The organism is Conexibacter sp. S30A1, from assembly GCF_023330665.1.
Lineage (GTDB): Bacteria > Actinomycetota > Thermoleophilia > Solirubrobacterales > Solirubrobacteraceae > Palsa-465.
The window spans coordinates 177,517-191,867 of sequence record NZ_CP097127.1 but is presented as its reverse complement, the minus strand read 5'-3'; the positions used below and the strand labels follow the sequence as shown (position 1 = coordinate 191,867).

General features: G+C 69.0%; 12 protein-coding genes and 1 tRNA gene. 2 read left to right on the top strand and 11 right to left on the bottom strand.

Going from position 1 to position 14,351, the window contains the following annotated elements; genetic code table 11:
* Positions 1 to 36: 36 nt before the first annotated feature.
* From M3M54_RS00935 to murJ, 5 genes are read right to left on the bottom strand one after another with little or no spacing between them, the layout of a single operon-like run.
* On the bottom strand, positions 37 to 1,461 hold the full coding sequence (locus M3M54_RS00935) for a hypothetical protein (RefSeq protein WP_249020317.1): 1,425 nt from the start codon (positions 1,459 to 1,461) through the stop codon (positions 37 to 39).
* Entirely contained in the window at positions 1,442 to 3,256 is a 1,815-nt protein-coding gene (gene lepA / locus M3M54_RS00930; protein ID WP_249020316.1) for a translation elongation factor 4, read from the bottom strand. The genes M3M54_RS00935 and lepA overlap by 20 nt, the downstream gene beginning before the upstream one ends.
* Before the next feature lie 32 nt (positions 3,257 to 3,288).
* Positions 3,289 to 4,314: a glycosyltransferase family 4 protein gene (locus M3M54_RS00925; protein ID WP_249020315.1), complete on the bottom strand. Its 1,026-nt coding sequence runs from the start codon at positions 4,312 to 4,314 to the stop codon at positions 3,289 to 3,291.
* A complete protein-coding gene (locus M3M54_RS00920) occupies positions 4,311 to 5,858 on the bottom strand; it encodes an O-antigen ligase (protein WP_249020314.1) in 1,548 nt (515 codons plus the stop codon). Before M3M54_RS00920 ends, M3M54_RS00925 begins: the two co-directional genes overlap by 4 nt.
* A gap of 33 nt (positions 5,859 to 5,891) precedes the next feature.
* Complete coding sequence (murJ, locus tag M3M54_RS00915) at positions 5,892 to 7,436, bottom strand: murein biosynthesis integral membrane protein MurJ (protein WP_249020313.1); 1,545 nt, start codon at positions 7,434 to 7,436, stop codon at positions 5,892 to 5,894.
* A 58-nt stretch (positions 7,437 to 7,494) separates the two neighbouring features.
* Here murJ and rpsT point away from each other — a divergent pair, with 58 nt between their 5' ends.
* Positions 7,495 to 7,764, top strand: coding sequence for a 30S ribosomal protein S20 (rpsT, locus tag M3M54_RS00910; RefSeq protein ID WP_249020312.1), 270 nt, complete (start codon positions 7,495 to 7,497; stop codon positions 7,762 to 7,764).
* Here the strand turns inward: rpsT and holA are convergent.
* Genes holA through leuS form a run of 3 tightly spaced genes read right to left on the bottom strand, consistent with a single transcriptional unit; the run spans position 7,761 to position 11,696 of the window.
* The gene (gene holA, locus M3M54_RS00905) at positions 7,761 to 8,729 is read right to left on the bottom strand and encodes a DNA polymerase III subunit delta (protein ID WP_249020311.1); all 969 of its coding nucleotides are present in this window, start codon (positions 8,727 to 8,729) and stop codon (positions 7,761 to 7,763) included. The genes rpsT and holA overlap by 4 nt on opposite strands.
* Before the next feature lie 4 nt (positions 8,730 to 8,733).
* Positions 8,734 to 9,216, bottom strand: a complete 483-nt coding sequence (locus M3M54_RS00900) for a TIGR00725 family protein (RefSeq protein ID WP_249020310.1) — start codon at positions 9,214 to 9,216, stop codon at positions 8,734 to 8,736.
* Between the two features lie 2 nt (positions 9,217 to 9,218).
* Positions 9,219 to 11,696 carry a leucine--tRNA ligase gene (leuS, locus tag M3M54_RS00895; protein WP_249020309.1) on the bottom strand — a complete coding sequence of 826 codons (2,478 nt, stop codon included), beginning with the start codon at positions 11,694 to 11,696 and terminating at the stop codon, positions 9,219 to 9,221.
* Between the two features lie 83 nt (positions 11,697 to 11,779).
* Here leuS and M3M54_RS00890 point away from each other — a divergent pair.
* Positions 11,780 to 11,852 (top strand) — tRNA-Ala (locus M3M54_RS00890).
* Between the two features lie 40 nt (positions 11,853 to 11,892).
* Here the strand turns inward: M3M54_RS00890 and M3M54_RS00885 are convergent.
* The 3 genes from M3M54_RS00885 to M3M54_RS00875 are packed head-to-tail and all read right to left on the bottom strand — an operon-like array spanning position 11,893 to position 14,268.
* Positions 11,893 to 12,852, bottom strand: coding sequence for a TrkA family potassium uptake protein (locus M3M54_RS00885; RefSeq protein WP_249020308.1), 960 nt, complete (start codon positions 12,850 to 12,852; stop codon positions 11,893 to 11,895).
* A gap of 1 nt (position 12,853) precedes the next feature.
* On the bottom strand, positions 12,854 to 13,498 hold the full coding sequence (locus M3M54_RS00880) for a hypothetical protein (protein ID WP_249020307.1): 645 nt from the start codon (positions 13,496 to 13,498) through the stop codon (positions 12,854 to 12,856).
* Entirely contained in the window at positions 13,498 to 14,268 is a 771-nt protein-coding gene (locus M3M54_RS00875) for an AIM24 family protein (protein WP_249020306.1), read from the bottom strand. Before M3M54_RS00875 ends, M3M54_RS00880 begins: the two co-directional genes overlap by 1 nt.
* Between the last annotated feature and the right edge of the window lie 83 nt (positions 14,269 to 14,351).

Sequence of the window (14,351 nt, the reverse complement as noted above, 5' to 3'; positions counted from 1 at the left end):
CCGGCGAGAGTGTGGCAGACAGCTGCGGCGGTCGGGCTATGCCGACACGGACCGGTCGAGCCGCCGGCAGGCGGTGGCGTCGGCGCGCGCGGGGTGCAGCACGCGGATCCGCCAGCCGAGACCGTCGGGCACGATCAGCACCGCAGGCTGGTGAGAGCGTCCGGCGGAGCGGGGGTCGAAGTAGACCGAGCCGACGTTCAGGCCCAGATACCAGGCGACCGTGCTCTGGTAGCCGAGCGTGCTGTACGGACGGCCGCAGGCCCTGAGGCGCCGCGCGCCGCCGTCGGCGGTGATCAGCGCGGCCAGTCGGTGCAGCACGCCCGCATCGGTGTGCGCCTGGGAGATCAGCGCGTGGTCGTAGCGTGAGGTGGTGCGTGTGAACGGCTGCAGCGAAACGATCAGCGCCACCACCGCCACCAGCGCGAGCCCGAACAGCGGCCGGCGTGTGCTGCTGAGCGCCGTGGCCACACCGATGCCGACCAGCACCATCAGCACCGCAGCCGGTTCGATCAGGTAGCGCTGCACCGCCGAGAAGCCGTGCAGCGCGAAGCCGAGCTCGATCAGCGACCACAGGAGCGCCGCGGCCGTCAGCCAGATCACCGGGCGCTGACGGCGCGTCAGGCCGACAAGAATCGTGGCGAGCGCAGCAAGCTGCAGCGGGAGTGCGGTCAGCGTGCGCAGACGGTCAAAGACGCCGATCAGCTTGTTGCCGTGGATCGCGGTCGCCTGGCCGAGCGCGAACTGGCTGGGCTGCAGCAGGTACTTAGAGGTGAACAATGGCACGAAGAACCAGATCGCGGGCGCGCTCAGCAGCGCCACCGTCATGGGCTGCAGCGCCAGGGCGCGCTCGCGCCAGCACCAGGCGGCGTAGAGCGCCAGGAACACAAAGGCCTCGGGGCGTCCGAGCGTCGCCAGCCAGAGCAACGCAAGCGCCGCCTTCCGTCGCCCGGCGACGTGGCACTCGATCGCCCCCAATAGCAGCGCCACCACGATCTGGTCGGAGTTCGCGATCAACGCCAGGTAGAAAAACCCACCCATCGTCGCCACGCCATATGCGGCAAACAGGGCGCCCACGAGTCGGGCCCAGGCACGTCCGCGAACCCGCGGCGCCAGACGGTAGGCGAGGTGACCGGCGAGCGCCACCGCCACCAACGAGCCGAACACGGAGGTGGCCGTCCACAGGTGCTCCTGCGCCGCGCGCCCGAACAGGGCGTAGGGCGCCGTGGCCAGGAAGGGCAGCGGCTTCCAGGAGGGGGCACCGTTGAGGTTCAGGCTCAGGTGCAGCGCCTGCTGACCCCAGACCAGAAAGCCCATGGCGTCGTAGGCGGGACGCGCCTGAGCGGCGTTGGCGATCAGCGCCGCGGCCACCGCCAGGACCAGCGCGGTGGCGGCCCATGACAGCCACCGGCGAGCGCCAGCGGGCGCCCGCCGGTGCGGGAACTCACTGATGCTGGCTGTCACCGATCTCCAGCACCGCGAGGAACGCTTCCTGGGGCACCTCGACGCGGCCGATCTGCTTCATCCGCTTCTTGCCCTTCTTCTGTGCCTCGAGCAGCTTGCGCTTGCGGCTGATGTCGCCGCCGTAGCACTTTGCCACCACGTCCTTGCGGTAGGCCTTGACGGTCTCGCGGGCGAGGATACGCGAGCCGATGGCCGCCTGAATCGGCACGTCGAACTGCTGACGCGGGATCTTCTCCTTGAGCTTCTCGGCCATCGTGCGACCGAGCATGTCGGCCTTGGAACGGTGCACGAGCATCGCCAGCGCGTCGACCGGGTCGCCCGCCAGCAGGATATCGAGCTTGACCAGGTCCGACTCGCGCAGGCCGGTGATCTCGTAGTCAAACGACGCATATCCGCGCGTGCGGGATTTGAGCTGGTCGAAGAAGTCAAGAACGATCTCCGCCAACGGCAGGTCGTAGGTGAGCTGCACGCGCTCGGCGGACAGGTAGTGCATGCCCACATGCTCGCCACGGCGCTCCTGGCAGAGCTCCATGATCGTGCCCACGTACTCCTTGGGGGTCAGCACCTGAGCGCGGATGTAGGGCTCACGGATCTGCTTGACGCGGCTGGGATCAGGCATGTCGGCGGCGCTGTGCACGCGCAGCAGCGTCTCGTCGGTGAGCGTGACCTCATATTCAACGCTCGGCATCGTCATCATCAGGTCCAGGTCGTACTCGCGCTCGAGCCGCTCACGCACGATGTCCATGTGCAACAGCCCCAAGAAGCCGCAGCGGAAGCCGAAGCCGAGCGCATCGGAGGTCTCGGGCTGCCAGGAGAGCGCGGCGTCGTTGAGCGTCAGCTTCTCGAGCGCGTCGCGCAGGTCCGGGTAGTCATCGGAGTCGATCGGGTACAGCCCGCAGAAGACCATCGGCTTGACCTCGCGGTAGCCCGGCAGCGCCTGCGTGGCGGGTCGGCGGGCGCTCGTGAGCGTGTCACCGACACGCAGCGCGGTCACCTCCTTGAGCCCCGTGATGACGAACCCGACCTCCCCCGGGCCGAGTGCCTGTGCCGAGATCATCTGCGGGCTGAAGAAGCCGATGTCGTCGATCTCGGCGGTGGTGCCAGCCTGCATCGCCAGGATCGCCTCGCCCTTGCGGAAGGTTCCGTCGACGACCCTGATGTAGGCGACCACGCCGCGGTACTGGTCAAACTCGGAGTCGAAGATCAGCGCCCGCGGTGGCCCGTCCGGGTCGCCGGACGGTGCCGGCACGCGAGCGATCAGCTCATCGAGAACCTCCGTGACGCCCTCACCGGTCTTGGCGCTGATGCGACGCACGTCCTGTGGCGGCTCACCGAGCAGGTCGGCGATCTCAGCCGCGACACGCTCGGGCTCGGCGCCGGGCAGGTCGAGCTTGTTCATGCAGGGGATCAGCTCCAGCCCTGCCTCCACCGCGAGATACGTGTTGGCGACCGTCTGCGCCTCCACGCCCTGACTGGCGTCGACCACCAGCAGCGCGCCCTCGCAGGCGGCCAGTGAACGCGAAACCTCGTAGGTGAAGTCGACGTGGCCGGGCGTGTCAATCAGGTGCAGCTGGTAGGTCTCGCCGTCAAGCGAAGAGGTGTAGAAGACGCGCACCGCCTGCGCCTTGATGGTGATGCCGCGCTCGCGCTCGAGCTCCATCGAGTCCAAGAGCTGCGCGCGCATCAGCCGCGGGTCCACGGTGTGGGTCAGTTCCAGGATGCGGTCAGCAAGCGTCGACTTGCCGTGGTCGATGTGCGCGATGATTGAGAAGTTGCGGATGTGGGCCTGGTCCATACGGCTCACCAAGAGTAGGCGCGCGCCAACGGCTAAGGACGGCTCGTCACCGTCAGCTCATCGAGCAACGCAAACAGCCCGGCGCGGCGCTGCTCGACGCTGAAGCTCGCGAGCACACGCTCGCGAGCCGCCTCGCCGCTGTCCAGGTGCAGCGCCTCACGCACACCCAGCGCGATCGTGCGCGGATCATCGTCTGCGAGCAGCACGCCGGTCTCGCCGACAACCTCCGGCAGCGCTCCGGCACGCGTCGCGACCGGGACGCAGCGGGCGAGCATCGCCTCAGCCAACGCCACCCCGAAACCCTCGTGGCGAGAGGCCTGAACGTATACATCCGCGCGCTCGAAGAGCTCGTCGAGCTCCTCCTGCTCAAGCCAACCGGTCAGGCGGACGTTGGCGCTCGCGACGCGACGCAACTGGCTGCCGGCGTCCCCGACGATCTTGCCGGCGAGCACGAAGTCGACCTCGGGCACGTGCGCGGCGGCCGCCACAAAGGCACTCAGCCCCTTGCGGGCCAGGTTCGCGGAATCGACCACCCCGACACTCAGCGCCAACGGCCGCCCGCCGGGTGCAAGCCGGCCGGGCCGACCCTCCGCCGCGCTCCCGTAACGGTCCGGAATACCGTGGTAGAGCACGCGCACCTGCTCCGGGGCGATGCCGGCGTTGCGCCGGAGTTCCTGGCGCGAATACTCGGAGTTGGTCATCAGGATGCGGGCGCGGCGCATGATGAAGCGGCTGAGCACAGCGCGCGCGCCGCCGAGCTGGTAGCCGTAGCCGAACGCGGGCTCGGCAGCCGTGTCAAAGCCGCCGACGATCAACAGCGTCGGCCGGCGCAGAAGCCAGGCGAGCGTGAACGGCGCAAATGTGTGCCAGGACGCCCACCAGCCGACGATCACATCCGCGGCCAGCACCTCCCGGAGCACCCGGCGCGGATCACCGAAGTGGCCCGGCTGGTAGAGCTCATGCACGTCGTAGCGTTCGGCCAGCAGACTCTCGTCGAGCTCGATGAAACTCGCCCGCCGGCTCTTCACGAACAGCAGGCGCGGCGCGACGGCGCTCACGCTACCGCCCGCAGATCGTGCTGAATCCCAGTGTCGCGCGTGGAACGTGCGCTCGCCGTCGCGGCCAGCGCGCCGCCGACCGCGAGCAGCGTCCAGGTGACCGGGTCCTCCAGAAAGTCGGCGTAGAGCATCGTGTGCAAGACCAGCGCCACGAACGCCGCCGCGACCGCGATCCGGTACGGGTCACCGCGGGCGCCCCGGAAGAGCGCGACGGCGGCGGCGACCAGCAGCGCCAGGTAGAGCAGCTCACCGATGATGCCCTGCTCGGCACCGATCGTGATCGCGATGTTGTGGGAGTCCGAAACCGAAGCGGCGGGACCCGGGAAGTGGTGCTTGTACTCGGTGGTGAACGAACCGGAGCCAAAGCCGGTCAACGGTCTGTCGAGGAAGAGCTGTACCCCACCGGTGATCAGGTTGGCCCGCCCGCCGGAGGCCAGATTGAAATTCTGCAGCCCGAACTTGCTGGGATGGGTCACAACAACCGCGCCGCCGATGACCACCACCACCAGGCCCAGGTAGATCACCGGGCGCGCCCGCCAGCGCATCGCCGCCAGCACCGCCATGCCGGCCGCCAGCGCCACCAGGCTGGAGCGCGACAGCGTGAACACCAGGCAGGTCCACATGATCGCGAGCAACGCGATCGAGCCGAGCTGCACCCGCACGCGCTCGTCGTAGAGCAGCACGGTCGTCGCCAGCAGCATCGCCAGCGCGAGGTAGCGACCGAAGATGTTGGGGTCAAAGAACACGGAGTTGACCGTGAAGTAGGCGTGCAGCGAGTTCGAGAGCACGAGCTTGGAGCTGAGGATCAGGTGCTTGGTGATCTCCTCGACGTAGCCGACAAACGAGAACGCCACAGCCAGCGTGAGCGTGACAGCCAGGCACTGCAACAGCAGCCTGCGGCTCCACTGCAGGTCGCGCAGCCGCGCCAAGAGCAGCGCGAACGGCAGGTAGAAGAAGACCTCGTTCTGCAGCGCCTTGACGAAGCCCGCCGGCGCGCCGGTGGCGGGCGAATAGAGCGACTGCAGCGCGTAGAGCACGACGTAGGCGGCAAGCAGCTTCTCGAACAGCAGCCGCGGCGGGCGCTGCGGCCCGGCCGCGCTCGCCGGCCCCGACCGCGTGACCCGGGCGCGCCACAGCACCGGCACCAGCCACCCGAGCGCCGAGGCGGCGATCACGAAGTAGAGCGGCACCAGCAGGTTGTTGGTGGTGCCGCCGGAGGCGATCGGGATCCGGAACGGGACCGTCAGCGCGGTGAGCGGTGCGACCAGCCACGGGACACGGTGGATCGCCCAGGCGGCGACGCCCAGCACGGCCAGCGCCACCAGCGCACCGATCACCGCCTCGAGTGGGTGCCGGTGCACGAAACCGAGCTGCGGCGAATGCCAGACGTCGACCAGCAGGAGCACCGGTGCCAGCACCAGCGCGCCTAGCATCGCCCAGGCACGCCGCTCGTCGCTGCGCGCGAGGATCGCGGTCGCCGCACAGGCGGCCGCGACCACCAAACCCAGCCGTGGCCACGGACCGGTCAAGACAGCGATGCTCAACACGGCGCGAAGCCTAGACGGTCGGAGACCGGCTCATACACGACCAAGCCGCCGCGCGAGCATCACCTCGATCTGCCGCCACTCGGCAATGCGCATGTGGCTCACGGCCCAGAGGTAGAAGGCGCCGGCCGCCAGCACAGCGCCACCGACGGAGACGAGCTGACCTGGCACCGAGATACCGACGATGCTGTTGAGCCCAGCCCACACGAGTCGGGCGACCGCACCGGTGATGATCGATGCGACCAGGATCCTCGCCGTGATCATCGTCGTACGCCCGAGCTCGAGGTTGCCGTTGAAGCCGATCCGCAGGCGGCGCAGCTGCAGCACGGCCATGACCATGTTGGCCGCGGCGGTGCCGATCACCAGCCCGGCGATCCCGAGTGGCCGGTAGAGGCTGAGGCTGACCACGACGTCCACAGCCAGGTTGAGCACCGCCAGCTTGGCCGGGATCCACGGCCGCCGCAGGGCGAAGAAGGTGCGAGTGAGCAACAGGTTGATCCCCGCGAACGGCAGGCTCCAGGCAAACCAGAAGAGCGCCGTGGAGGTGAGGTCGAGCGACAGTGCGCGGAACTGACCGTGCTCGAAGAGCAGCCGTATGATCGGCCGACCCAGCATCATCAACCCGGCAGCAGACGGGATCAAGAGCAGGTTGATCTGGCGCATGCCGTTGCCGATCGTCGCCCGCATCGTCCGTGGGTCGCGGCGCGTGGCCTGCCGGCTCAGCGTCGGGAAAAGGACCGTCGCCACCGCCACGCTGAACACGCCCTGAGGCATCATGTAGAGCAGAAAGGCCGCCTGAATCGCGCGCGGACCGTCCGGCGAGACCAGCGCGCCCAGGCTGGAGTTGATCAGCGCGTCGAGGTTGATGATCCCGAGCCCGACCGTGACCGGCAGCATCAGCACAAAGACCTCGCGGATCCGCGGGTCGTGCCAGTCGATGTGCGGCGTGAGCCGGAAGTCGATCCGCCGCAGCCCCCAGAAGATCAACAGAAACTGCACGATCGTCGCCGCCAGCCAGCCGATCGCGTAGGCGTAGATTCCGTGGCGCCCCAGATGGCTGTGCAGGAGCACGACCGTGAGGATGATCACGATGTTCCAGACGATCGGGGCGAGTGCCGGGATCGCGAAGTGGTCGTAGGACTGCAGCACACCCGTGAGCACGCTCGTCATCGCCAGGAACACGACGACCGGGAGCATGATCTGGGTTAGCGTGGCGGCGGTGGCACCCGCGAAGTTCTTGCCAGACAGCAGCGGCAGCAGCAGGCCCGCCAGGCCGATGCCTACGACCGTGATCGCGCCGAGGACGATCAGCACGATCCAGAACATGCTGCTTGCCAGGCGGAAGGCCTCGCGCCTGCGCCCCTCCTGCAAAAGGCGCGTGAACACGGGCACAAAGGCCGCCGAGAGCGCCGCCTGCGCGAACAGGTTGGTCATCAGGTTGGGGATCTGCGAGGCGATCGTGAAAGCGGAGGCGGCGAGCCCGGTTCCGTAGATCGCGAGCGCGATCGCGTCCCGCAGCAGCCCCGCGATTCGCGAGATCAGGGTTGCTGACGCGAAGATCGCGGTGTTGGTGGACACACGGCTGCGAGGGGTGTGATCGGCAGCGGCCAAGGGCCGCTATAGTACGGCCCCGCCCATGGCCAACATTCACTCACAGAAGAAGCGCATCGAGCGGGCGCTGCGCGAACGCGACGAAAACCGCCGCTATACCTCGCGCATCAGGACCTATTTCCGCCGGCTCGAGGCGGCTGTGGCGGCAGGCGACGAGACCGCCGCCGAGAGCGAGCACCGCACGCTCGTGCAGACGATCGACAAGGCCGTCAAGCGCGGCGCGCTGCACCGCAACAACGGCGCGCGCAAGAAGTCGCGCGCCGCACGTGTGCGCCGCAGCGGCGCAGCCAGCTAACGCGCGATCTGGCGGATCGTCAGCAGCGCCACGGTTTCGTCGGCCGCCGCACTCGTGCCACGCGAGGCGAGCTCCAGATCGGCGATCCGGCAGACCGCGTCAGCCAGACGCTCGGCGCCCATCCGGCGAGCGTCGGCGATCAGCCGGTCGGCGGCCGCCGACGGCATCCGCAGCGCTGAGCGGACCTCCGCCTGCGAGGCGCCGCGCTCGAGTTCGGTGGCCGCACGAGCGGCCTGCCGCAGGCGCGAGCTCATCCAATAGATCAGGCCCGGCAACCGCTCGCCCTGGGCGCGCAGCGCCAGCAGCATCCGCGTCGCCGCGGCGCCATCGCCCGAGAGCAACGTGTCGGCCAGCGCCCAGGCCCGCTGCTGCGCCGAGGCAGCGGTCAGCTCACCAACCGTCTCGACGTCCAGCGCAGCGCCCGGCGGCAGGTCAAGCGCAAGCTTCTCGAGCTCGCGCAGCAGCCGCTGCTGGCGCTCGCCCACGTGCGCCACCAGCGCTCGGGCCGCCTCCGGAGTCAGCTCCAAGCCCAGGGCGCGGGCCTGCGCGACCGCCCACCTGGGCAGCTCCCTGGCGTTGAGCGACTGCTCGGCGGCAACGTCGCCGCCAGCTCTGCGCACCGCCTTATGCAGGCGGGGCGGCGCCTTCATGCGGCCATCCTCGCGCGCGAAGAAAGCGACCGTCGTATCGCCATCGAGCCGCGCCAGCGCCGCCTCGAGCGGTTCGAGCTCCCGGTCCTTCCAGCGCTCCACGCCCTCGACGATCAGAAACCGTCTGCCGATCGCGAAGGTCATCGCGTCAAGCGCCGCCGCAACCATCTCCGGCGTCGCCCGCTCGCCCTCGAAGAGCTCGAGCCCCTGCGCGCCACCCTCCCGCTGCGCCAGATCGCGCAGCCGGGCGCGGCGCTCAGCGATGCGGCCGTGGTCGTCGCCGTGGATCAGATAGGCAGGCTTGAACGAAGGCACCGCCTCAGCCCTGCTGCCCGGTGCGACCACGTCCGGCGGCCAGCGCGGCAGCAACCGCCGCCTGCGGTGAGCCCACGGCGTCGACACCCTCTATATCCCAGCTGTGGAGCCCCTGGACGCTCAGCCCCGCCTGCAGCGCCAGCGCTATCTCAGACAGCGTCCCATAGGCACCGCCGACCGCGATCACGGCGTCGGCGCTGCGGATGATCAGCCCGTTGCGCAGCTCGCCCAGGCCGGTCGGGATCGCCACCGTGACCCACTCGTTGGCATCCTCGCGCCCGTCGCCGGGGAGCATGCCCACCACCATGCCGCCCGCCTCAGCGGCCCCACGAGAGGCGGCGGCCATAACGCCGCCGCGCCCGCCGCAGACCACCACCGCCCCCGCCTCGCCGAGCAGCCGGCCGACCTCACGCGCGTCCTCGAGGTCGGCCGCCGTGGCCTGCGAGGCGCCGATCACCGCGACATACGGTTTCGCGGCAGCATGCACGGTTATCTGACCACGACGTTTACGAGTTTGCCGGGGACGACCACGACCTTGACGATCTCGTGCCCGTCCAGGTGCGCCCTCAGGCCCGGAGCCCGCAGCGCGAGCTGCTCGAGCTGCTCGCGTTGCGCGCCGCTGGGCGCCGTGACGCGGTCGCGCAAACGGCCGTTGACCTGGCATACCAGCTCGAAGGTCTCAGCCGTCAGCATCTCGGGGTCAGCTGTCGGCCACGGCTGCTCCCACACGCGCTGGCCGCTGAGGAGCTCGTAGACCTCGGCGCCGGTGTGAGGCGCAAACGGGAAGATGAGCGACGCCGCGGTCGCCACCGCAAAGCGTCGCGCCGCGGGATCGGCGTCGGGCAGGCGGTAGAGCTCGTTGACCAGCTCGGTCACCGCGGCGATCGCGTTGTGGAAGCCGAAGCGGCCGTGAAACTCGCTGCTCACGCGCTCGATCGCCCAGTTGGCCTTGCGTACCAGCGTGAGCGCATCGCCGCTGGGCGCCGCGGGCTGGGCGACGCCGGTGGCCAGCGGGCCACCGGCGTCAGCGGCAAGCTGCGAGCCGAGCGTGTAAAGCCGCATGAGCAGCCGGTGCGTGCCCTGCAGGGCGCTGTCGTTCCAGGCTGCGTCCTGGTCGGGCGGGCCCATGTTGAGGATGTAGGCGCGCACCGCGTCGGCGCCGTGGCGCTCGATCAGCGGGGTCGGCGGGATCACGTTGCCACGCGACTTGGACATCTTCTGGCCGTCGGGGCCGAGGATCATGCCCTGCGTGAAGAGCGACTGGAAGGGCTCCTGCACGTCGAGCAGGCCCATATCGGCGAACACCTTGACGAAGAAGCGCGCGTAGAGCAGGTGCAGGATCGCGTGCTCGACGCCGCCGATGTACTGGTCGACGCTCATCCACTGACGCAGCGCGGCCGGGTCCCAGGCGGCCTTGTCGTTGCGGGCGTCGCAGTAGCGCAGGAAATACCAGCTCGAGTCCACGAACGTGTCCATCGTGTCGGTCTCACGACGGGCGGGGCCGCCGCAGGCCGGGCAGGTGGTGTTGACCCACTGCTCGGCGGCGGCCAGCGGCGAGCGGCCGCGTGGCTGGTAGTCCTCGATCTCGGGCAGCTCCACGGGCAGCTGATCCTCAGGCACCGCCACGATGCCGCAGTCTTCGCAGTAGACGATCGGGATCGGGCAGCCCCAGTAGCGCTGGCGCGAGATCAGCCAGTCGCGCAGCCGGAAGCTGACCGCGGCGCGGCCGATGCCCTCGCGCTCGAGCCAGGCGACGATGCGCTCAAAGCCCTCGCGCGGGGTGAGGCCGTCAAAGTCGCCGGAGTTGACGAGCCGCGCGTCGTCTGCCTTGGTCACGTAGGCCTGATCGGCGGGCGGCTTGGAGCCGTCGGCGGGCGCGACCACCTGGCGGATCGGCAGGCCGTAGGCGCGTGCGAAGGCGAAGTCGCGCTCGTCGTGGGCGGGCACGGCCATGATCGCGCCGGTGCCGTACTCCATCAGCACGTAGTCGGCGACGTACATCGGGATCTCCTCGCCGGTGACCGGATTGGTGACCGTGCGGCCGAGGAAGACGCCCGTCTTGGTCTTCTCCTGGTCGCCGCGCTCCTGCGCGGACTCGGTGAGGGCGTGATTTACGTAGTCGCGCACCTGCGCCTCGGCGGGCGTACCGGCGGCCAGCCTGAGCACGTCCGGATGCTCAGGCGCCATCACGAAGAAGGTTGCGCCGAAGAGCGTGTCGGGGCGTGTGGTGAAGACCGGGTAGTCGATCCCCAGCGCCTGGCAGCGGAAGTGAACCTCGGCGCCGGCGCTGCGCCCGATCCAGTTGCGCTGCATCGTCTTGACGTGCTCCGGCCAGTCGATCGTGTCCAGATCGTCCAGCAGCCGCTGCGCGTAGTCGGTGATGCGCAGGAACCACTGCTCCAGCTGGCGCAGCTCGACCTCGGCACCGCAGCGCTCGCAGCGGCCATCCACCACCTGCTCGTTGGCGAGCACGGTCTGGTCGTTGGGGCACCAGTTGACCGCCGACTCGCGGCGGTTGGCGAGCCCGCGCTCATAGAGCTTGAGGAAGATCCACTGCGTCCAGCGGTAGTAGGCGGGCTCGTGGCTTGCGAGCTCGCGCGACCAATCGATCGAGACCCCCCAGGAACGGAAGGCGCGGCGGAAGGAGTCGATCGAGCGCTCGGTCGCGATCCGCGGGTGCACCCCGGTCTTGATCGCGTTGTTCTCGGCCGGCAGACCGAAGGAGTCATAGCCCATCGGATGCAGCACGCGGTGGCCGGTACGGCGCTTGTGGTGGGCGATCGCGTCGCCGATCGCGTAGTTCTTCATGTGGCCAATGTGCGGCTCGCCGCTTGGGTAGGGGAGCATCTCGACCACGTAGGCCTTATCGCCTCCTGGGTCGTTGGTCACCTCCCAGGTGCGCTCGGCCGCCCACACGGCCTGCCACTTGGCCTCGATCGCACGCGGGTCGTAGTGGTGCTCGCTCATCCTGGCCGGGAGGTTAGAGATTCCTGGCGGCGCGCGAGCGCGACCAGCGGGGGCGCTGCCATGTACTAATCTGTGGATCTCGCGGGGCTATAGCTCAGCTGGGAGAGCGCTTGCATGGCATGCAAGAGGTCGCCGGTTCGATCCCGGCTAGCTCCACTCCACCCGTGTCGTCCAGGCAGACCGCCGTCTGCGACGCTCAGCTGGCGCGCTGCACCTGAATCAGCCGATCACCGGCCGCCAGCACCGGGTCGCTGGCGACGCCCAGGGAGATGTGCCCGTTCTGGTAGACGCCGAGGACCAGCCCGCCGGTGCGACCGCGCACAGCCGAGAGCAGCTGGCCCGCCAGATCAGGGCCAACCTCGGTCTCGACCATCCGGTAGGCGTCGCTCTCGACCAGCGCTAGCAGCACGTTGCCCGACTGGGGCGCCTCGAGGCTCTTGGCGAGCGTGTGCCCAATCAGCTCATCGGTCGCGAGCGTGTGCGTGATACCCAAATCGTCGAGCGCCCGCGCGACACTGGGTGACTGGGTCAGCGCATACACCTGCAACTCGGGCGCCAGGGCGCGCACGATGACCGCCACCACGAGCGTGTCAGCATCGCTCTCGCAGGCGATCAGCGCACGGTCGGCGCGCTCGGGGTGGCTGGCCCGCACGATGTTCTCGTCGGTCGGGTCGCCCGCTATGAAATGGTGGTCGTCGCCCAGATCCGGAGGTCTGACGCTGGCCACGTACACCACCTGCTGACCGGAGCGCGTCAACTCGGCCAGCACCCGCGAGAGCACCGGATGCGAGCCGTAGATCAGCGTGTAGTTGTTTGGCGGCAGGATGCGGTCCATGCCCATGAGCCTCCTGATGCGATTGAGTGCCGACGCCCCCGCAACCAGCGCGAAGACCGCCCCGACCACCGGGATTGTGCCGAGCATCACTGCGATTGCGATGATCCGGCCGATGGTGTTGTGCGGCGTGACGTCGCCGTAGCCGACGGTCGTGGCGGTCGTGACCGCCCAGTAGATCCCGATCCCGAAGGACACGTGCTGGGTCGCCGAGAAGAGCGCGGCGCCGATCAGGAGCACGGCTCCGGCGAAGACCAGCAGGCTCGCGACCCGGTAGCGGTTGACCCGGTGCACAAGCGTTGCGGCGATCAGGAACAGCGGCATCTCAGGCGTCCAGCTGCGAGCCCTCGCGTGCCTTGGCGAGCGCGGCTGCCGGATCGAGCGTCGGATCGCCACGCGAGAGCTCGACCGCTCGATCGGCAAGCTCCACAGCCTGCTCACCGCTCGTGTCCTCATCCGCCAGCGCTAGCGCGACAAGCGTCTGATGCAGCAGCTCCGGCCGACCGAGGTCGGGTGCCGGTCCGGCCGACGGCAGCGCCTTTGCCTGCGCCAGCAGCGAGCTCACATCCCGGCCGCCACCGAACAGGCGACCGGGGTGCTTGTCGGGGACTGTCATGGCGATCGCACCGCTCGCCGGGTCGATCAGCGAGATCCGCGAGCGCAGACCGGAGCGCTCGAGTCCCAGCCTGTAACCGGACAGCCGCAGGTAGCCGAGCTGGGCGGCCAGTTGTTGGTAGGCGAACGCCTCGCGCTCCGCACCCAGCCGGGTCTGGTGCAGCGAGATGTGGGTGAGCGCGTCGACGCCCGCTCCCTCCGGGTCCGGGGCCACGAGCAGGAACGCCTGCGGGCCCAGACGACCGGCGCCCACACCCGCCACATCAACCAGCAGCTGGTATCCGGCGAGGGACAGCGCTCCCACCACCCCGGAAGGCAGCGGGTGCTGCTTGAGATGTCCCGGCGCGAACGCCATCAGTTCCCGAGCAGACCGCCGAGCAGCCCACCCACACCGGGCGCCTGCGCTTGACCACCGCCCGCGCCCGTTTCCGCTCCGGGCGGGTGGTAGTAGGCGCTCTGCAGCCCGACCCGGCCGGGGCCGGTGAAGCGGTTGAAGACGAGGTTGCCACCGCCGCCGAGCAGGCCGGTCTTGAACCCGTAGACCTCCTGGCTCATCGACACCGAATGGTCGTAGTACAGCCAGCCGCCCGGTTCGATGTCAATCGACTCGCCCGGCTCGAGCGTCTTCTCGAACACGTTGCCGTAGCCGTGGACCCAGACAACACCCTCGCCGCTTGAGCACATGAACTGGTCGATGAAGAAGCCGCCGCCGTACATCATGTTGGCAAAGCCCTTCATGCGGCTGTAGTCGTATTCGACGTTCTGGGTGGCGGCCAGAAACTGGTGCTCGCGCACCTGTAGACCGGCGCCCGTCGGTAGGTGCAGCGCGACGACGTGCCCAGGCGCATCACGGCTGAAGGCGACCTCACCGCCGGACTCAACCTGAAGCAGCAGCAGCGGCATGCCCGCAAAGGCGCGGCGCACGAGCCCCTTGCGCAACGGGTGCAGCCCGATCTGCAGGTTCGGGTACTTCCACAGCAGCACGTGGTGCTCGAAGTAGACGGGCATGCTGCCGTCCAGCGCAAGGTGCAGAACGGGCACCAGCTCGCCCTCGAGCCTATATCTGATCCCGCTGGAGGTTCCCTCGGGGATCTGTGTTGGCAGCAGTTTCGGTGCAGAGGGCATTGGAGGCTCCGATGTCGGTTACCGCCGTCGTCACTTGCGGGCGAAGGCGCTGATGCGCCGCACGCTAGCGCCTGACGAGCGGC